Below are 18,976 nucleotides of genomic sequence, written 5' to 3' on the forward strand. Positions count from 1 at the left end.
GAGCTAGGTGAACAGTGGAAAGGCAGCAAGGTGCATCTGCCACTGACTTCAACCTACAACGACACATCTTTTGGTTGTCCAAATGCAGGTGTGGACATGACCTTCAATTTCGCTGAGCTGATCGTCCATGCTGCGAAAACTCGTCCACTGTCGGCAGGCACAATCATAGGCTCGGGCACGGTTTCTAATAAGCAAGGGACTGACCACGGCACCTCAATTGCCGAAGGCGGTGTGGGTTATTCATGTATTGCCGAAGTGCGAATGATTGAGACGATTCGTGATGGTAAACCGTCGACTCAATTCATGTCGTTTGGCGATTCGATCAAGCTTGAGATGTTTGATGCAGCGGGTGACTCCATTTTTGGTGCGATTGACCAAAAAGTGAGCCAGTATCGAGCGTTATAATCCACGTAATAGGGTTTCAGTATGAGCGAGAGCATCGTGAACAAGAACATTTTACTTTACGGTTACTGGCGCTCGTCCGCAGCCTATCGAGTGCGTATTGGATTGAACCTAAAGCAACTCAACTATGAGTCTAAATCGGTGCATTTGGTGCGTAATGGTGGCGAGCAGCATGACCCACAATATCGTGAGCTCAACGCCAGTGAATTAGTGCCGGTGCTGGTGGATGGTGACGTTCAACTCAATCAGTCACTAGTTATTTTGCAATATCTCGACGAGCACTATTTATGTGTGAGTAGCCCGGAAGTCTCGCTGATTCCTGATCAAACACCACTGCGCTATCAAGCACTGGCGATGGCTCAGGATATTGCGATGGAAATTCATCCTCTTAATAACCTGCGCGTGTTGCAGTATTTGGAGCGAGAATTGTCATGCGGGCAAGAGGCTAAAATGGATTGGCTTCACTATTGGATGAGCCAAGGGTTTTCAGCGTTAGAAGAGAAGCTGGCCAAACACCGAAAAACACACGGTGATTCGGTGTATAGCCTCACTGATTCGCCTTGCATCGTCGATATTTGCTTAGTGCCGCAGGTGTATAACGCGTTGCGCTTTGATGTTGATATGTCGCCGTATCCGCTGATTAACTCAATTGTCGAAGCGTGTAATCAGTTACCCGCTTTTATTGAGGCGATGCCAGAGAACCAAGCGGATGCGAATGTACCGATGTGAACGAATGGCAACAATTTACGGCTAATTTCGACTGCAATACGATACACCACAAATATCTAAGATGTGTCTGACGTAGTGCTAACAATTTTCATTTCATTTGTAATACAATTAAACATCTTTAAATCAACGAATAAAATGGCTATGAAATCAGTTCTATGTTTTGGCGATTCCAACACTTGGGGATGTTCCCCAGACTTACCGCGTAGATATAACCGTGCAGAGCGCTGGACGATGTTACTTCAATCAAAACTCCCTAATTATGTCGTGATTGAAGAGGGTTTAAACAGCAGAACAACCGTTTTAGATGACCCTTATGAAGCAGGAAAAAAAGGGCTAGATTACCTTTTACCGTGCATAGAAAGCCATCACCCCGATCTTGTTATACTGATGCTTGGAACCAATGACCTCAAATCTCGTTTCAATTTGACTGCCAGTGATATATCTAAAGGGGCTGCAAGACTCGTTCAACTGATACAAAACTATCAACACGGTTTTATGACTAAGCCTGCTGAAGTCTTGCTAGTGTCACCTACTCATGTCCTTGAAGTGAATCCATTAAAAGAGGGTTTTACGAACGCTGAAGCTAAATCAAAGCAGCTAGGACACTATTTTAAACTTCGCTCCCAAGAACTGGGTTGTCATTTCTTTGATGCTGCAACCGAAATCCAACCTTGCCCAAAAGAAGGTATACATTGGCAAGCATCTCAGCATGAAAAGTTTGCTGAGATACTAGCAAAGCGAATTCCCACCATCTTGGAAACCGCTGTTTAGTTATAGCTGTAGGCTTTTCCGAGGTTAGAAAGCCTTATGTTGGTATTTCTAGTCATCCTTTTGCTTTGATATTTTTCGTCCTGGCAAACTATGGTGAGGGTTAGATTGAACGCCGCGGGACAAAAGCTTGTTAAGAAGCCAATAGAACTAAGGTGATGCGAATAATCTCTGCTTCTACAAAGTATTCGAATCACCTAAAAGTAACGATCAACTTTACTCATCCGCTACGCCTTCCACTACCTGTACTTAAATAAGATTCTTGGTATTAAGACGGAACAACCAATTTGTCTACAATGTAGCAATCTATATTGGTAGTGGCAGCAAGGCGTATGAGTTTTGCGTCACGATATTCAATGTCATTATCCCATGCTAATGCAGCTTCTCTACTTGGGAACTGAATGATTACTTTCATTTGTAAACATTGCCCCGACAGTGTTTGACCTTCACTTGTTGCGACCAAAATCTCACCACCATGCTTTGCAACCGTGTTAGCAGTGACATGATTTAACCCAGGGTTGTATTGCGCATAAAGTTCTTCATCCGCAATATCATAATTAACTACATAATAAGCCGTCATTATTATCTCCAATCAACCCGCTATTTGAGTGACAAAGTTCATGTACTGGTTCATATCACCTACCACGGCTTTCTCCATTAATGCCCCAGTCACTTTCGAATAAGGTTGATTAAAGTGGATATCCCAAACATCCGATTCTTTTCTCCAGTGTTCATACACGGCTAACGTGTCGTCATTGCCATTAATGGTAAACAAATCAAACAACAAATTACCTGCCTCGGTGCGAGTGTGTTGAATATGCTCCTCGAACTGGGCGATTAGCGCTTCACGATGTTCCATTTTTAGTTTGAAAATGAAGAAAATATTAAATTTCTCATCCTCTTTATCTGCTTGCTTTAAGGCCACAGGCGCAGGGGTTGTTTCACTAAGGTTCAAAACCATCGCAGGCTCAACCAAAGCAGTTTCTGTCAGTTTGATGAGTTTTTGAGTGTGTGCCTGCTGTAAGTGTGAATCCAAAGCCTCCTGATTAACCCAACGGTCGTAGGCAAAAAATAGATTCGAATCTTGGTTATCAACATAGATTCGCATCTCCACATTGCCAGTTTCTTGGCTACTCGCCAGTTGGTGCTCCAATAGCTGTTGTTGAAATTCGTCTTCGTATTCTGGCTTTACTGTGAACTTTACAATTTGGTTAATCATTACTCTACACCTTGCTAGATTTTTAATTTTAACTTCAATGACTTATGGGAACTAAACCGTTACGATAACTTTACCTACGGTTCGGCCAGTTTCGACAGCAGTGTGCGCCAGAGCTAAATCTTTAAACTCGAAAATTTGAGATACGTGTGGTTTGATCGAGTTGTTGGCGAGCATTTTAGAAATTTTTGAAGCGTCTTCACCGTTAGATTGAACAAGAAGCGGAGTAATCTTTAAATTTGATTCAAACGCAGTTTTTTGCATGTTATCTGAAGGCTCTCGAATAGTAATTGAAACGAGTTGACCACCAGAACGCAGCACTTGTAGCGACTTTTCAGCGTTTTCTGGACTCACCGTGTCGAACGCTAAATCAATATCATGAAGTACTTTTTCAAAGTCTTGCTCACGGTAATCGATGTGCTCATCTGCACCAAGTGACATCACAAAATCCTTATTTCGAACCGAACTTGTCGAATAAACATAAGCGCCCATCTGTTTGGCTATTTGAACGGCAAAGTGGCCCACGCCGCCAGATCCCGCATGAATTAGAACTTTATCACCTTGGTTTACCCGACCGTTTAATGCCTGATAGGCTGTCATGGCAGCAAGTGTGGTTGCTGCTGCATCGATAAAATTAACGCCCTCAGGTATTAATGCGATATGTGATTCTGGAGAGGCAACATACTCCGCATACGCTTTACCATTTCCTGGAAAATTCACCATACCAAAGACGTTATCACCCACTTTGAAATTGGTGACGTTTGCACCAGCTTCAATCACTGTGCCTGCAATGTCCCACCCCAAAATGATAGGACGCTCTTCGCCATACAAATCAAGTAACGCTTCTTCTGCATACTTCACTTTGGTATCCGCAGGATTAATGCTGATGGCTCGAGTTTCTACTAGTACTTCATTGGCTCTAATTGTTGGCTTTTCTACGTCGTGCAACTGTAGGTTTTCAATGCCGCCTGCTTGATGAGTAATAATTGCTTTCATTGGTTTGTCTCCGTTGGTGAATTCGTAAATGATTATATATATGCCATTATTTGGTATCATCTAGCAGATTAAGGAAAGACTATCCTTAAATTCGGGATTAATAGAGAGGCGGATGAAGTGAACTTTGATCTAAAAACTTTAGCGTTATTCTTACGAGTTGTAGAAATAGGAAAAATTGGACGTGCTGGCGAAGACTTTGGGCTTTCAACGACTAATGCCAGCCAAAGAGTCCAACAATTAGAAGCGGAGCTGGGCGTAAAACTGTTCCATCGCTCAACAAGAACCATCACATTGACTCATGATGGTGAAATGTTTCTACCTCATGCCAGACGCATTGTTGACGATGTTGAAGAGGTGGCAAATGTCTTTAAAGGTAGCGAAAGCAATGTTCAAGGGCGATTAAAAGTGGCTGTATCAGCTTCATATGGTCGACATTACATTGTTCCCTTTATCCCTGAGTTACTCGAGCTGTATCCTAATCTTGAATTGGAAATTGACTTTAACGATAAAACCGAGGATTTAATTGAGCATGGCTACGACTTAGCCTTCCGTATTGGTAACTTGTCTTCAAGTAACCTGCTAGCGAGGCGACTGGCTGACAATCCAATTATGCTAGTTGCTTCACCAGACTATATTGAAAAATATGGTGCGCCTGAAAGCCCAGAAGATTTACTCAAGCATCGATGTTTGCCCTTGGGTCATGCTGTCGATTGGGCGTTTATGAGTGCTGACGGGAAAGTACACAAGGTATCTGTAGCAAATCCGATCTCCTTAAACTTAGGGGATGCGGTCAGTGATCTTGTTGAGTCTGGTATGGGGATTGGTATGGCTTCTTACTGGCATGCAGGGCCTTCGTTAAAATCTGGTCGAGTGATTCAAATCCTTCCGGATTATAAGCTTGTGAACGACACAAAAATTTGGGCGGTACGGCCACCTGGCAGAGTTTTACCCGTTAGAGTTAAAGTATTCTTAGACTTTATTGAGAAAAAAATCGTAGATACCAATAAAGTGAGATACGGGGATTTACTGATGTAGTTTGGCTCTTACCTAGAGCACACTAAGACTATTTCTGAGACTCATTAGAATGTAAATGAGCCGGTCAGAATTCGCCCAGAACTAGATATAAGCGAGGCACCTAAATTCCTAATACTGGTTAGCGCTTAGTCGTTAAACCAAGCAACAAGATGATCGATTAAAGCTCTGATTCTTGCGGTTAAATGTCGGTTCTCGGGATATACGGCGTATAACCCCATTGGCTCTACTTCCATCTCTTCGAAAAGCAACGTTAGCTCACCTGATTTGACATGGTTTTCGACGGCGTAATACGGCCCAATTCCGATACCTAAACCACCACGCGACATATTGGTAATTGCCCTTGGTGAGTCTGCATTGAAAGTCCCAGACACTGGGCAAGAGACGATTTGGCCATTGAGGTTAAAATGCCAGTTTTTCGAATCAGTAGAGCTACGAAAAAGCAGGCAGTTATGATCGACAAGTTCTTCAGGATGAGTAGGTAAGCCATTGAGACTTAGATAGTCTGGGGAAGCAAAAAATACCACTCGCATATCTTTCAGCTTTCGTGCCATTAAATTTGAATCTTGCAGCTTACCAAATCTTATTGCAATATCGACGCCCTCTTCCACGACCGCAATATGGTTGTCTGACAGGCGAAGATCGACTTTTACTTCGGGATGCTGCTTTTGGTAGCTTAGCAGCGGTTCTATCAACTCTTTGCTTCCAAAGCCTGTGGATGCTGTTAACCGGATAGTCCCTGAAAGTTCTTTTTGACGGTCTTGTACCAAGTCTTCGAGCTCATCAAACTGCTCTAGTATCGGTTGACAACGCTTATAGTAAGCTCGTCCCGTTTCGGTTAATGTCACGCTGCGTGTAGTTCGATAAAAAAGTTGAGCATCCAATCTCGCTTCAAGTTGACGAACATACTTACTTGCTAGCTTCGTACTCAGATCTGATTGCTTTGCTCCTTGAGTAAAGGATTTTTGACGTGCCACATTAACAAAAACCCGCATCGCTTCAATAGTGTCCATAAACTCCCTTTCTCTGCTGACCTCAGAATTATGATTATCTACAAAATGTACATTATTATTGTATATATGGGTAGATTATAACCTATTAAACACCTTATATACTCCTAGCATACACAATCAAACCAGTCCGTTTAGGAGGCTACAATGTCACATGGTATTCGAATCTACAGTTTTCCATTATCAGGCCATGCACACCGTGTGGAACTTTTTGTAAGCATTGCCAATATTAAACACGAAATTGTTTATGTTGATCTTCCATCAGGAGAGCACAAAAAAGAACCGTTCCTAACATTAAACCCTTTGGGACAGGTACCGGTCATTGAAGACAATGACATTGTCATCAGCGATTCAAATGCCATCCTCGTTTACTTGGCGCGCCGATATGCTCCAGACTTTCTTCCTTCGGATCCTATGCTAGAAGCTGAAGTGCAAAAGTTCTTAACACTGGCCGCTGGTGAAATAGCTTTTGGTCCAGCTGCTGCCCGTCTAATTACTGTTTTTGACGCGCCATTCGATGCTCAGTTTTGTCAAATTGTTGCTGAAAAGGCACTTACCAAACTCGATACTTTATTGGCTAACAAAGACTTCTTGGTTGGTGGTCGACCAACCATTGCGGATATTGCCGTCTACTCATATGTGGCTCATGCACCCGAAGGTAACGTGTCGCTAGACAAGTACCCGAATGTACTCCGTCTGCTAAGCAACATTGAGAATCTTGATGGCTTCAAAGCGATGCCTCGCACAGCTGTAGGGCTCTATGCCTAACACGGCTATTTCGCGTGAGAAGCGTTACGAGGCACGCTCATAAATAGACGATTACACGATCTGAAAAGTGACATCTCTCCCTTTTATAAGGGAGAGCTAATATGCTGGTACGAGTAGGGACGTGATAGATCATCGTTCATTTCTATCGACAGGCTGTTTGCCCGCACATGCTGGACAGCACCGTCAGTTTTTTAATTAATCACCATCCATGACTAGCACGGATTCAGCTATAAACATGGCTTTTTTCGGTAGAAAGCCTCGATGGTATTAAAGCTCTGAAGCAAGCAAATTAACAACGAAAAAATAAGGGATACTATGTCTTTTTTATCTTATCATCCGGGGGAATTAGCAGCCCAAGACAAAGCGGGAACAAGAGGCGCAGCCGCTGAACTCGCTGCCGGTAAGCGCAGTGCCCTTAGCTTTTCTTCTAGTCATGATGCATTTTTGGCAGCTCAATCATTTGCCGCTTTAGCAAGTGTTGATATAAAGAGTCAGTCTGTGTGGGTAACCCCTTTGTTCGGCAAAGCTGGTGATTTAACGGCTACCTCAGAACACGAAATTTTAATCTCCGCAAGTTGCATCCCAAACTCTGAAATACTTAAATTTATTGAGCCTGGCACGCCTCTTTCATTATTAGGAATTGATTTAAATAGAAGAATAAGACATCGCATTAGCGGCACTTCGCTAACTTCAATGAATCAAGAGAGCCGTGGATTGAATTTACAAGTTGAGGAATATAGCCCCAACTGCCCTAAATACATTAATCGTAGACAAATCATCCATGCATCAAATGAAGCGTCTGCCTTAAACAAAGATGCAAAGGCAGTAATCCGCACTCAGTTAACTCCTGATGATCAAGCGTTTGTTCGGACAATCGATACTTTGTGGATCGGCAGTTACGCACCTAATGTCGGTGCTGATTGCAATCATAGAGGCGGGCAACCAGGTTTTATACGAGTAATATCACCATCTATCATAGAGTGGCCTGAGTATCGTGGTAATGGCATGTTTTTTACCTCGGGTAATTTGGAATCCTGTGATAGAGCTGGAGTTACTTTAGTAAATTTTGAATCAGGTAGCATGATTCAAATGACAGGCCGAGCAACTGTAGATTGGGCACACGATGGGAGTTATGAAGGTGCTTCAAGGAAAATAGTCTTTCACATAACAAGTCTTATCCGAACAGACAATGTTACCAGCCATCGTTGGCAACGCTTAGATTACTCTCCTTATAACCCTGTGGTAGCGGGTGCAGAAATCTTAGATTCTGAAACTGAATATCCGCAAGTGGCAACGTTGGCGAAAATTGTGGACGAAAGCGAGCATGTTAAGACTTTCCGCTTTGTGATACCGCGTCGTATTGCTTTTCTGCCTGGTCAATATGCTACTTTTGAATTTTCCAATATTCCCGATGGTGAACCGCTTGAGGTACGTACTTGGACTCTATCGGAAACACCTAACAGTATTAATGGCGACAATACATTAGATATTACGGTGAAGCGTGTCCCAAATGGGTTGCTAACGAACTGGTTACACGACCATGCGGAGCTCGGCATGCAAGTTAAATTGCTGGGTGTTCAAGGCGAAATGACTGCAATTCGATTGGACATAGAAACGCAAAAACCGGTCGTTCCTAAACATTTGCTGTTACTGAGTGCTGGCATTGGTATTACGCCTAATCTGGCGATGGTTCGTGGTATCGGCGCATTTTCACTACAAGACCAAACCAATATTACTATGATCCACATAGAAAGAGATGAAAAGCACCTCATTAGCCAATCAGAATTATTACGCCGAGCAATGAATTACCCTAGTTTCAATTACATAAATATCATTAGTAGTCGTCAGGGGCGGTTGACAGAAGATGCACTGGAAAAGGTGGTGCCGAATGCGGCTAGCCAGCAAGCCTATATATGTGGGCCGACTCAATTTATGAGGGATATGACTGAGTACCTAGTTTCAATAGGCGTCCCAGCAGCACAAATTTATACTGAAAGTTTTGAGTTTTGAATTTAGCTGTTCGAGGTTTGAGGCACAGATGGTTGGACAACCGATTGGAACAGCTCAAACCTTGATTGATAATGACAGGCTCGTGCTGATTAGCCCACTTAGATAAATCGAATACGAAGATCAAAAAAACTCCGCGGCGTTAAATTCCACGGAGGACTTTTTATTTCTAAATCATGTTCTTCTAGGTCTCAGCGCTACAGCGAAACAGCACGCTTTATCTCTTCTAGAACCTCGGCGTTAGCGATTGCTCCGAGGTTTTCTACATCTTTGCCATTCACGACCTGCTTCACTGCCAACTCCACCAATTTACCAGAGCGTGTTTTTGGCACGTCGCTGATCGCAAAAATCTGGCTTGGTACATGCCTCGGTGAGCAAGAGGATTTGAGTTTACTTTTGATGGCTGTCAGTAAGTTATCATCTAAGCTCACACCTTGCTGCAGTTGAACGAACAGCCATATTTGCTCATTGCGGTCGATGTCTTTGCCGACTGCTATCGAATCAACAATGCCCTCAATGGTATTCATTTGCTGGTAGATCTCGGCAGTACCAATTCGCACGCCACCAGGGTTGAGAGTGGTGTCGCCTCGCCCGTAGAACAGGTAGCCACCATGTATGCTCTGTGCGACTTCATCACCGTGATGCCACACATTATCAAACCTGTCCCAGTAAGTGCTGTGGTAGCGCCCCCCTGTGTCATTCCAAAAACCAACAGGGAAGTTGGGTAGGGAGTTTGTACACACGAGTTCGCCACGTTCGTGATTGACCTTGTCACCAGAAGAGTTGAACACCTTGATATCGATTCCAAGCCCTGCCTGTTGGCACTCACCGCGATACACAGGCGAGATCGGGTTACCCAATACAAAGCAGCCACAAATATCCGTGCCGCCAGAAATTGAGGCTAAATGCAGGTCTTGTTTGATGTGTTTGTAAACGTAATCAAACTGCTCTGGGTAAAGCACGGATCCCGTCGAGCACAGTGTTCTCAAATGAGGAAGCGAGTGACTGTCTATTGGCGAGAGTTCGGCTTTCTCAATCGCCTCTAAATACTTGGCTGAGGTGCCAAACAACGATACATTCGCGCGCTGTGCCAAGTCCCAAAGTACATTGGTTTGCGGATAAACCGGGCTACCATCAAAGATCACCAAACAAGCCCCGCTGGCGAGCGCAGAGACGTGCCAGTTCCACATCATCCAACCACAAGTGGTGTAGTAGAACATGCGATCGTGTGGCTTAACATCGCAGTGAAGTTGATGCTCTTTTAGGTGATTGATGGTGGTGCCACCGACAGAATGCACAATACACTTGGGTTTGCCCGTTGTGCCAGAAGAGTAGAGTACAAACAGTGGTTCATTAAAGTTCACACGAGTAAATCGAAGAGGCTTTGGTTGATAGTGACTAATGATGTTTATCCAACTTTGGATTGACACACCATGTTTAACTTTGTTCTTCTCCAAATTGCTCTTCTCTAAATCATCACTTGGCTTTAAATAACCGATCTGACACACCTGCTTTAGCTCGGTTAAGTGTTCGATGATTTCATGGTTCTTGTCCGTCATATCGAACGTTTTGCCATTGAAGGTGTAGCCATCACAGGTGAATAGCACCTTAGGTTTCACTTGGCCAAATCGTTCAATCACACTCTCTACGCCAAAGTCGGGAGAGGTCGATGTCCAAATCGCCCCTAAGCTAGTGGTCGCCAACATCGCTATCACGGTTTGCGGTAGATAAGGCGTATAAGCAGCAACCACATCACCTTGTTGAACTCCGTTATCAACAAGCCATTGTTGAACGCTAGAGACGCCTTCACTTAGGGTTTGCCATGTATAACTCTGTTGTTCGCCACGCTCATTCTCAAACCAAATAGCACGTTCATCCGGTATCTCATGCGCCAAGCGCAGCAAATTTTCGGCGTAGTTTACTTGCGCATTCGGAAACCAAACTGCATCGCGATTCGATTTAGGCTGCAGCCAGCGGCTCTCGCCTTGAGTTTTGATGAGCTCTCTTTGTGCGTTATCAATACTGTTCTGCGAGCCCACCATTCCACAAAACTGCCAAACGTTCTGCCAAAACGACTCGGGATGTTCCACGGACCATTGATGGAAATCCGTGTAGTTTTGTAATTCCCGTCCGAGTACGCCCTGCTGAGCAAGGCTATCCATGAATTGGGTTAAGTTGGCGTCTGCGATGCGCTGCTCGCTAGGTTGCCAAACTGGCTTATTGCTTTCGTGCATTTATTTGCCTTTAACAAAAAGTTAACGTTTTCAGTCTGGTATTTAGGTTTTACAAAGTCAAAAGATCAGCAAAATAAGGGGTTGTCGGAATTGTGTAAATAAAATGTTACACGATCGCCTGTTTCGAAAAGTCGCGCAAATTGGCGGATATAACGAGTGGAGATAGGCTTAAAGTGAGACATTCGAAAGGAGGTGTGTAATGACTCAATATCATTCTAAGCCCGTGAGCCAAGAGGGATGGGTTGAGTGGAGCCTCGAAGAAGACGCTATTTGGCACGACTTGGTAAAAAGGCAACTGGACGTCATTAATGACTGTGCATGCGATGCTTATTTGCATGGCTTGACCCTGCTGGATCTGCCATTAGACAGAGTTCCCCAGCTTCCAGAAATAAATAAAGTTCTAATTAAAACAACAGGTTGGCAGGTTCGGCCTGTGCCTGCGTTGATCGATTTCGACCGTTTCTTTGATTTGCTCGCCAATAAGAAATTCCCAGTCGCGACATTTCTGAGAACGCGAGACGAGTTCGATTACTTACAAGAGCCCGATTTCTTCCATGAAATTTTCGGACACTGTGCCATGCTCACCAATATCGATTTTGCGACATTCACTGAGCATTACGGAAAACTAGGCCAAGCAGCAACACCTAAACAGCGCGCCTATCTTGCCCGTTTGTATTGGTTTACGGTCGAGTTCGGTTTAGTAAAAGAAGGCGATAGGCTGAAAATCTATGGCGGCGGCATTCTTTCGTCTCCGGCGGAAACCATGTATGCGCTGGGAGCGGATTTGGCCGTTCGTGAGCGGTTTGATCTGCAAACCGTATTAAGAACACCTTATCGTATCGATATTATACAACCGAAATATTATGTGATTGATAAGCTGTCTGATCTCTTCAAAATCAGCCAGGAAAACCTATTGCAGCAAGCTGATCTAGCGATAGATGAGGGATTATTACCACCACTTTTTGAACCTAAGGAACCAACACATGTTGAATGAACAAAAATGCGAAGCCTGCAGTATCGACGCGATTGCCCTAAGTAAAGACGAACAAAAGTCTTTACTGTTGGAGTTGTCTGATTGGCAGATCATCGAAAGAGACGGCACCCCACAGCTTGAGAAGGTGTTCAAGTTTAAGAACTACAAACAAGCATGGGCATTCAGCAATAAAGTGTCGGAGTTGGCAGAAGAAGAATTCCATCACCCTTCGATCTTATTGGAGTGGGGCAAAGTCACTGTTACTTGGTGGAGCCACTCAATCAAAGGCCTGCACAAGAATGATTTCATCTGCGCCTCACGCTGTGATGTGCTTGCTGTGAGTGAATAGTATTTTGGGTTAGGGGTTACTCTTGCAACCTTATGTGGTGTTATTACCTCATTATTCGGCTCTTAAGGTGAGCTGAATAATCACCTTAATCAACTCATGGTATGAGTTGAATAAGCGATACTTTCGTATCATAGGGTGTAACTTCTCCCAAACTAGCTTGACCTGCATCAGTGACTTGCCGCTTTCTCGTCCTACAACCCCCACTATTGCTCATAGTATTGGTTTTATGAGGCTGCTCTATGATATATTTCTCGGCCAAGTGTATTACAGACGAAGGCTAATAATGTCTATCAACCTTTCACTCCTTCCACCCAGCGAGAAAAATAAAATCGAACTGGATAAGCAGGCATCGTTTCTTGTATGGAAACTGAAGCAAGCGAAATGTGGCCCTGAAGCCATTGTTGAAGAAGCAATGAAGCTAGGTGATCCAGAAGAAAAGGCTTGGTTTGAACAGTCTGTAGAAAAATACAAACGGGTAATGGGTGTCGCATAAACGCAGACAAACCTTACCCAGCAAAGCTGTAGAATTGAAATGACACAGTAATTTGCTAGAATTTGCTCCGTTAACTGAATCAGAGAGAAGATCCCGATGGGAAGAAGTTTTGAAGTGCGCAAGGCCTCAATGGCGAAAACTGCAGGCGCAAAAATTAAAGTTTATTCTAAATACGGTAAAGAGATTTACGTACTGGCTAAGAACGGTAGCTCTGACCCAGACATGAACCTACCTCTTAAGCACCTGATTGCTAAAGCGAAAAAAGACCAAGTACCAGCTCACGTTATCGAAAAAGCGATCGACAAAGCTAACGGCGGCGGCGGTGAAGACTTCCAACCAGCTCGTTACGAAGGTTTTGGCCCAGGTGGCACAAGCGTAATCGTTGACTGTCTAACAGACAATGGCAACCGTACTTTCCAAGACGTTCGCCAATGTTTCGTTAAGACTGGCGCGAAAATCGGTGTTGAAGGTACGGTTTCTCACATGTTCGCTCACCAAGCTGTATTCCAGTTTAAAGGCGAAGATGACGAGATCATTCTAGAAACGCTAATGATGGAAGACGTAGACGTGACTGACGTTGAGCTAGAAGACGGTGTTATCACTGTATTCGCTCCAACGACAGAGTTCTTCAAAACGAAGACTGCACTAAACACTGCGTTCCCAGAGCTAACTCTAGACGTTGAGGAAATCACTTTCGTTCCTCAAACGACTACGCCAGTTGCTGAAGAAGATTCTGAGAAGTTCCAGAAGTTCTTAGACATGCTTGACGACTGTGATGACGTTCAGCAGGTTTACCACAACGCTGAGCTGTAATCTTTACAGTAACAACAGTTATTAAAAAACCGAGCCTAGTGCTCGGTTTTTTTATGCCGTTTATTCAGAGATAGAAGAACTTAAAAGTGTGACTCTGGATGTTGGCTGTTTTCTTTGTTTTTGCTTGCAGGCCGAGATTGATCGTTGTTTTCATTTCCCGTATTTGTTCGAAACTACCGGACGAATTTCCCTTGATCATCGTTCCATATTGGCGACATGATCGACCTAGTTGAGTAACCCATTTAGTTCATCATTTCCGGTGAAGTTGAAGTTTCAGGTAATGGGGTCGGCATCGTTTTAGCTTTTGGCTTGCAAATCCATGCTGCGAATTTTCGAATCAATGGCAGTACGGTTAGGTTGAGCGTGAATGCGCAAGGCCAAGCAATAAAGAAGCTTTGCAGCCAAATCGACGGCCATTCGTGGCTGAATCCCATTTTATAACCTGAGATAACTCCAGACATAATCGTTGCCATGGTCAGGGAAGACAAAAGGGCGGTGACCCAAAATTGTTTATTGTTCATGGTATGTTTCTCCCGTGATTTTCTGTTGTTGATGAGATAAGGTTACATATATCCATTAATGAGAAAAATAGGCACATATAGAAGTATGAATTCCATATTTGGAAACATTGATGATCTGTTCTTATTCTGCGCAGTGGTTGAAGAGGGGTCTTTGCTTTCAGCATCGAAACGTCTGCAATTGCCTGTGTCGACCATGTCGCGTCGGTTAACCGCCTTGGAAGAGCGCTTGAGCATCCGCCTTCTGGAAAAGAAAGGACGAGAGCTGGTGGCCACCAAAGACGGTGAGGCGGCCTTTGCAGCGCTGAGCAGTGGTATGGAATCTTTGCATCAAGGGTTTAGTAGCCTGCTTGAAGAGCGCGATGCGATTCAAGGCAAGATAAAGCTCGCGGTGCCTCATAACTTCTATAGTGGTTTTCTTCGGCCAACGGTTGAGCAATACCTCACTCAGTATCCGAACGTGCAGCTCAATCTCATTTTGAGTCAGCAGCAAGTAGTGCCTGAAACCGATCGTGACTTGTTGATCACGTTTAAAATTTCCGACATGGACGGCATGATTGCTCGACCACTGTTTAAGGCCAAGCATGGCTTTTTTGCGAGCCAAGAATATTTAGATTCTCGTGAAGAGATTAAAAATCCAGACGATCTCGAGCATCAAGAGTGGATTAATGTCGATGATGTGTTTGATATACCGCTCTACAAATCCGATCGCTTAGAGCAGATGGTGACGATTAAACCCAAGTTCATCGTTAATGATATTTATGCCGTTGCGGCCGCAGCGCAAAAGGGGTTGGGTATCGCCTCACTGCCTTTTCGCCATGTTTCTCCAAAAATGAATCTGATTCAAGTGCTGCCTGAGTATCATCGGGGTGATCGCCAAGCGTATTTAGTGTACAAAGAAAGAAAATATCAGCCGAAGGCTTTGACTTTGCTTATCGACACGTTGATTGAGAGCGTTCAGTCATTCCATCACGATGAGCTGAGTTAAATAAAAAGGAGTAAGAAATGAAAGTAAGTTTTATCGGGCTAGGCGTAATGGGGTTCCCAATGGCAGGCCACCTAGTCAAAGCCGGTTTTGAAGTGACGGTATTTAACCGCACTCACAGCAAAGCATTAGACTGGGCTGATAAACACCAAGGTAAAGCTGCTGAGAGCGTGGCTGAATGTGTAGCCGAAGCTGACGTAGTATTGGTTTGTGTCGGCAACGACGACGACGTGCGCAGCATGACGACCAGTGAAACAGGCGCTCTGGCCGCAATGAAGCCAAACGCGATTCTTGTTGATCACACCACAACGTCTGCGGTTCTGTCTGAAGAGCTTGAAGTGGCAGCGAAGAAAGCGGGTGTTCGCTTTATGGATGCACCAGTGTCTGGTGGCCAAGCGGGCGCAGAAAACGGCGTATTAACCATCATGTGTGGTGGAGAACAAGAGCTATTCAACGACCTTCAACCTGTATTTGAAGCTTACGGTAAGTCGTCAGTTCTAATGGGCAAAGTCGGCCAAGGCCAACGCGCGAAAATGGTCAATCAGATTTGCATTGCAGGTGTATTGAACGGCCTATCTGAGGGCTTGGTACTTGCAGAGAAATCAGGTTTGGATATCCCAACTCTGGTCGATTGCCTTAAAAACGGCGCAGCTGGCTCATGGCAGATGGAAAACCGCGCGACCACAATGGCGCAAGACAAATTCGATTTCGGTTTCGCAATTGACTGGATGATCAAAGACTTAGGTTTCTGCCTAGATGAAGCAGAGCGTCAAGGTATCCAATTGCCATTGACGGAAAAGACCAACAACGCATACAAGGCATTGTCTGCTGAAGGACAAGGCCGCATGGATACGTCAGTATTGATGAAAGCTGTCGTTGAAGAGACGAAGAAGTAGAAGAAACAAAGAAATTGTCCCAGCGAATAAGCAGTAAAGCTTCGTTTAGATAATTAAAAATAGCCGCTGATTAGCGGCTATTTTTGTTTGTGTGAACTTAGGAATGCAGTGAAAGCGTTGGTTCTGAAACTCACCATCGAACAAAACCTTGTCACAAATCTCATATCTTAAGGTGAGCTCGGAGCATTTCCGAGAATGTAAAAACTTTTCCCCCTACAAAGTCATGTCTAATTTTACTCATCCCCCTAAAAATTGTTCCCGACGCCTTCTGATGGATGGAGTCCATCGCTAGAGATTGGTTTGGCCTGTATTGTTCGTTAATAATTACCGCATAAACCAAAACACAGATTTACTCTCTACCTAATTAAGGCTTCAAATCATGACAAAACCATCAAAACTCTTTACCAGTATCGCTTCTGCTTTGGCATTGACCGCTAGTGTTTCAGTATGGGCTGATGAGCAAGATTTTAGTTCGATGCAAATGCAAGGCGTCGAAAAAGTGGATATTCAAGTTGATATAGAAGGTGCTGCGCAACGCTTATCGCAAGCGGTTCAGTTTCAAACTATCTCTAACCAAGATCGCAGTGATTTTGACGAGCAGGCTTTTCGTGACTATCACCAATTTCTTGAAGAATCGTACCCATTAGTGCACAAAACACTCAAGCGAGAAGAAGTCGGTGACCCGCGCCCTTTCAGCTTGATTTACACGTGGAAAGGTAAAGATCCATCACTTGCTCCCGCTATTTTTATGGCGCACCAAGATGTAGTACCAATTGCAGAAGAGTCTCGTGATGAGTGGAAAGAAGAGCCGTTTTCAGGCGCGATTAAGGACGGTTATATCTGGGGTCGTGGCTCATTAGATGACAAAAACCAACTTCAGGCGCTGTTAGAAGCTACTGAGATGAAGCTAAAAGAAGGTTTCCAGCCTGAACGTACCATTTTGTTTGTATTCGGCCACGACGAAGAAGTGGGTGGGCCAGAAGGTGCCAAGCACGCGGCTGATATCATTGAGCAACGTTATGAGAAAATTGCGTTTGTTATGGATGAATCTGCTCCTCTTGTCCCAGGTATATTTCCTGGCATCCGTGAAAACACGGCATTAATCGGCATTGCTCAAAAAGGGTTCGTTAGTCTAGAGATTGCTATCAATGGTGTTGGTGGTCACTCATCACAACCGGGAGAAGAATCGAATATTGTCGCGTTAGCAAAAGCAGTTGAGAAAGTTGAAGCAGCGCAATTCCCTTACAAAATTCATGATGCGGTGAGATACCAATATCGATACATGGGGCCGGAACTCCCAGAAGCGCAGCAACCACTGTACAAAGCCGTGGCCTATGGCGAAAACGACACGGTGACGGACTTAGAGAAAAAATTTATTGATGTGATGTCTAAAAATGAGGTTACTCGCGCCATGCTTCATACTACAACGGCGGTTACTATGTTTAATGCTGGTATTAAAGACAACGTATTACCGCCAGCAGCTACCGCAGTTGTAAACTTTAGACCGATGCCGGGTGACACTCCTGAGGTGATTATCGAACATGTGAAGAAAGCGATCGGCGATGAAAGAATGACCATTCGTGATATCTCAGCATCAACGCCTGCAACCAATGTTGCGGATCCTAGTGGTCCAGGTTATGCCATGTTAGAGAAAACGATTCGCCAAACTTGGGGTAATGATCTGATTGTTTCACCGTTCTTTGTTATTGGTGGTTCAGACTCTAAACACTTCCAAGCGCGAGATTTTGCCCCTGATGTATATACAATGACGGCGATACAATTAGAAAGCGTAAAAGAATTCGAAGGCTTCCACGGCGTGAACGAACGTATCTTAGTTGAAGAATACGGTCGCTCTATTGGGTTCTTCTACCAACTAATGGATAACCTCGAAAGTTTGTAATTTAAATATTATTGACTCATATAAAACGAGACGATGGCTAAGATTTTCTTAGCCATTTTTTCATTAGCCCTTGTTCTAATAAGAAAATATTGACATGAAAAATACATTATTAATGGTTATGGCTTGCTGTTTTAGTTTGTTCACACAAGCTGCTGAAACGATATCTTGGGAGTCATTAAGACCTGTGCAGAATCAGTATCAGGTTCTTTCTCCTGGGAATAAGGCGCTACTTTCTGAGATTTACGCCTACGAGGCTGTTCAAAAAACTCGTCAGTTAAGTCCAATGGAAAAAGATGGATACAATCAACGTGTGGTATTGGCTGAACAATTTGGCTTAAACGTACGTGAGCTGCTTGTACAAAGAACACAACAAACGAACGATATTGTTCCCGACCTTAGTATTAACGATATGAAATTAGCCGGATTTTTAGTACCGCTCGAAATGGAAGGTTTAATAGGAAAGCAGTTTATATTGGTGCCTACCGCAGGGGCTTGCATTCACACACCTCCCCCACCTGTAAACCAAACGATTTTAGTCGAATTTCCAGAAGGCCATGAATTACAAAGTTTATACACACCAGTATGGGTGACAGGGAATATTAAAACAGGGGCGGTTGATACGTCGGTTGCACTTTCTGATGGCAATCAAGATATTCAAACTGGATACGTCATTGATGCGTCGGATATTGAGCTTTACCACTAAATCTGTTCAACGAATTTAGAATATAAAATGGTGACTAACGGGGGAATCGTTAGGTTCAATCGGCTCACTATGTACCGTCTAACTCACTTATCTTCATGCTCCCCACTTCGATCTTTGATGGGGGCAATCCATCGGAGGCGATGAGGTGTTATTCCGTTTTCCTTATACCGTATCTGTATTAACA

General features: G+C 44.0%; 20 protein-coding genes. 14 read left to right on the forward strand and 6 right to left on the reverse strand.

The window, feature by feature from the left end:
• The 3 genes from IQO02_RS22290 to IQO02_RS18600 all read left to right on the forward strand — a co-directional run.
• A partial coding sequence (locus tag IQO02_RS22290; RefSeq protein WP_228006069.1) for a fumarylacetoacetate hydrolase family protein occupies positions 1-405 on the forward strand: 405 nt, incomplete at its 5' end.
• A gap of 21 nt (positions 406-426) precedes the next feature.
• On the forward strand, positions 427-1,131 hold the full coding sequence (gene maiA / locus IQO02_RS18595) for a maleylacetoacetate isomerase (protein WP_102282469.1): 705 nt from the start codon (positions 427-429) through the stop codon (positions 1,129-1,131).
• Positions 1,132-1,215: 84 nt separating this feature from the next.
• Positions 1,216-1,902: an SGNH/GDSL hydrolase family protein gene (locus IQO02_RS18600; protein WP_102282489.1), complete on the forward strand. Its 687-nt coding sequence runs from the start codon at positions 1,216-1,218 to the stop codon at positions 1,900-1,902.
• Between the two features lie 265 nt (positions 1,903-2,167).
• Here IQO02_RS18600 and IQO02_RS18605 read toward each other — a convergent pair whose 3' ends face one another.
• The 3 genes from IQO02_RS18605 to IQO02_RS18615 are packed head-to-tail and all read right to left on the reverse strand — an operon-like array spanning position 2,168 to position 4,111.
• Positions 2,168-2,479 (reverse strand): DUF1330 domain-containing protein, encoded by a 312-nt coding sequence (locus IQO02_RS18605; protein ID WP_010432301.1) that lies wholly within the window; start codon positions 2,477-2,479, stop codon positions 2,168-2,170.
• 12 nt (positions 2,480-2,491) lie between these two features.
• Positions 2,492-3,118, reverse strand: coding sequence for a putative quinol monooxygenase (locus tag IQO02_RS18610; protein WP_010432303.1), 627 nt, complete (start codon positions 3,116-3,118; stop codon positions 2,492-2,494).
• A 51-nt stretch (positions 3,119-3,169) separates the two neighbouring features.
• The gene (locus tag IQO02_RS18615; protein ID WP_102282470.1) at positions 3,170-4,111 is read right to left on the reverse strand and encodes an NADP-dependent oxidoreductase; all 942 of its coding nucleotides are present in this window, start codon (positions 4,109-4,111) and stop codon (positions 3,170-3,172) included.
• A gap of 117 nt (positions 4,112-4,228) precedes the next feature.
• Here IQO02_RS18615 and IQO02_RS18620 point away from each other — a divergent pair, with 117 nt between their 5' ends.
• The gene (locus IQO02_RS18620) at positions 4,229-5,146 is read left to right on the forward strand and encodes a LysR family transcriptional regulator (RefSeq protein WP_016767953.1); all 918 of its coding nucleotides are present in this window, start codon (positions 4,229-4,231) and stop codon (positions 5,144-5,146) included.
• Positions 5,147-5,271: 125 nt separating this feature from the next.
• Here IQO02_RS18620 and IQO02_RS18625 read toward each other — a convergent pair whose 3' ends face one another.
• Complete coding sequence (locus tag IQO02_RS18625) at positions 5,272-6,156, reverse strand: LysR family transcriptional regulator (protein ID WP_010432310.1); 885 nt, start codon at positions 6,154-6,156, stop codon at positions 5,272-5,274.
• A gap of 144 nt (positions 6,157-6,300) precedes the next feature.
• Here IQO02_RS18625 and IQO02_RS18630 point away from each other — a divergent pair, with 144 nt between their 5' ends.
• Together IQO02_RS18630 and IQO02_RS18635 are read left to right on the forward strand one after the other, a co-directional pair.
• On the forward strand, positions 6,301-6,921 hold the full coding sequence (locus IQO02_RS18630) for a glutathione S-transferase family protein (protein WP_010432311.1): 621 nt from the start codon (positions 6,301-6,303) through the stop codon (positions 6,919-6,921).
• A 315-nt stretch (positions 6,922-7,236) separates the two neighbouring features.
• Positions 7,237-8,931 carry an FAD-binding oxidoreductase gene (locus IQO02_RS18635; RefSeq protein WP_065106911.1) on the forward strand — a complete coding sequence of 565 codons (1,695 nt, stop codon included), beginning with the start codon at positions 7,237-7,239 and terminating at the stop codon, positions 8,929-8,931.
• Between the two features lie 194 nt (positions 8,932-9,125).
• Here the strand turns inward: IQO02_RS18635 and IQO02_RS18640 are convergent, their stop codons facing one another.
• Positions 9,126-11,162, reverse strand: coding sequence for an acetoacetate--CoA ligase (locus IQO02_RS18640; protein ID WP_065106910.1), 2,037 nt, complete (start codon positions 11,160-11,162; stop codon positions 9,126-9,128).
• 199 nt (positions 11,163-11,361) lie between these two features.
• Between IQO02_RS18640 and phhA the strand changes: the two genes are divergently transcribed.
• From phhA to IQO02_RS18660, 4 genes are all read left to right on the forward strand, one after another.
• Entirely contained in the window at positions 11,362-12,156 is a 795-nt protein-coding gene (gene phhA, locus IQO02_RS18645; RefSeq protein ID WP_065106909.1) for a phenylalanine 4-monooxygenase, read from the forward strand.
• A complete protein-coding gene (locus tag IQO02_RS18650; RefSeq protein ID WP_010432321.1) occupies positions 12,146-12,484 on the forward strand; it encodes a 4a-hydroxytetrahydrobiopterin dehydratase in 339 nt (112 codons plus the stop codon). Before phhA ends, IQO02_RS18650 begins: the two co-directional genes overlap by 11 nt.
• A gap of 283 nt (positions 12,485-12,767) precedes the next feature.
• Positions 12,768-12,977, forward strand: a complete 210-nt coding sequence (locus tag IQO02_RS18655) for a DUF3283 family protein (protein WP_010432323.1) — start codon at positions 12,768-12,770, stop codon at positions 12,975-12,977.
• Between the two features lie 96 nt (positions 12,978-13,073).
• Entirely contained in the window at positions 13,074-13,790 is a 717-nt protein-coding gene (locus IQO02_RS18660; protein WP_010432326.1) for a YebC/PmpR family DNA-binding transcriptional regulator, read from the forward strand.
• 242 nt (positions 13,791-14,032) lie between these two features.
• Here the strand turns inward: IQO02_RS18660 and IQO02_RS18665 are convergent, their stop codons facing one another.
• The gene (locus IQO02_RS18665; RefSeq protein ID WP_010432329.1) at positions 14,033-14,311 is read right to left on the reverse strand and encodes a DUF2798 domain-containing protein; all 279 of its coding nucleotides are present in this window, start codon (positions 14,309-14,311) and stop codon (positions 14,033-14,035) included.
• Between the two features lie 85 nt (positions 14,312-14,396).
• Between IQO02_RS18665 and IQO02_RS18670 the strand changes: the two genes are divergently transcribed.
• The 4 genes from IQO02_RS18670 to IQO02_RS18685 all read left to right on the forward strand — a co-directional run bounded on the left by IQO02_RS18670 (position 14,397) and on the right by IQO02_RS18685 (position 18,792).
• Positions 14,397-15,296 carry a LysR family transcriptional regulator gene (locus IQO02_RS18670; RefSeq protein WP_010432331.1) on the forward strand — a complete coding sequence of 300 codons (900 nt, stop codon included), beginning with the start codon at positions 14,397-14,399 and terminating at the stop codon, positions 15,294-15,296.
• A gap of 17 nt (positions 15,297-15,313) precedes the next feature.
• Positions 15,314-16,189: an NAD(P)-dependent oxidoreductase gene (locus IQO02_RS18675; RefSeq protein ID WP_016797821.1), complete on the forward strand. Its 876-nt coding sequence runs from the start codon at positions 15,314-15,316 to the stop codon at positions 16,187-16,189.
• 379 nt (positions 16,190-16,568) lie between these two features.
• Positions 16,569-18,089, forward strand: coding sequence for a M20 family peptidase (locus IQO02_RS18680; protein ID WP_016797820.1), 1,521 nt, complete (start codon positions 16,569-16,571; stop codon positions 18,087-18,089).
• A gap of 94 nt (positions 18,090-18,183) precedes the next feature.
• Positions 18,184-18,792 carry a DUF3299 domain-containing protein gene (locus IQO02_RS18685; RefSeq protein ID WP_016767959.1) on the forward strand — a complete coding sequence of 203 codons (609 nt, stop codon included), beginning with the start codon at positions 18,184-18,186 and terminating at the stop codon, positions 18,790-18,792.
• Positions 18,793-18,976 lie beyond the last annotated feature (184 nt).

Origin of the sequence: Vibrio sp. OPT24 (genome assembly GCF_015163545.1) — a bacterium.
GTDB classification, from domain to species: domain Bacteria; phylum Pseudomonadota; class Gammaproteobacteria; order Enterobacterales; family Vibrionaceae; genus Vibrio; species Vibrio cyclitrophicus.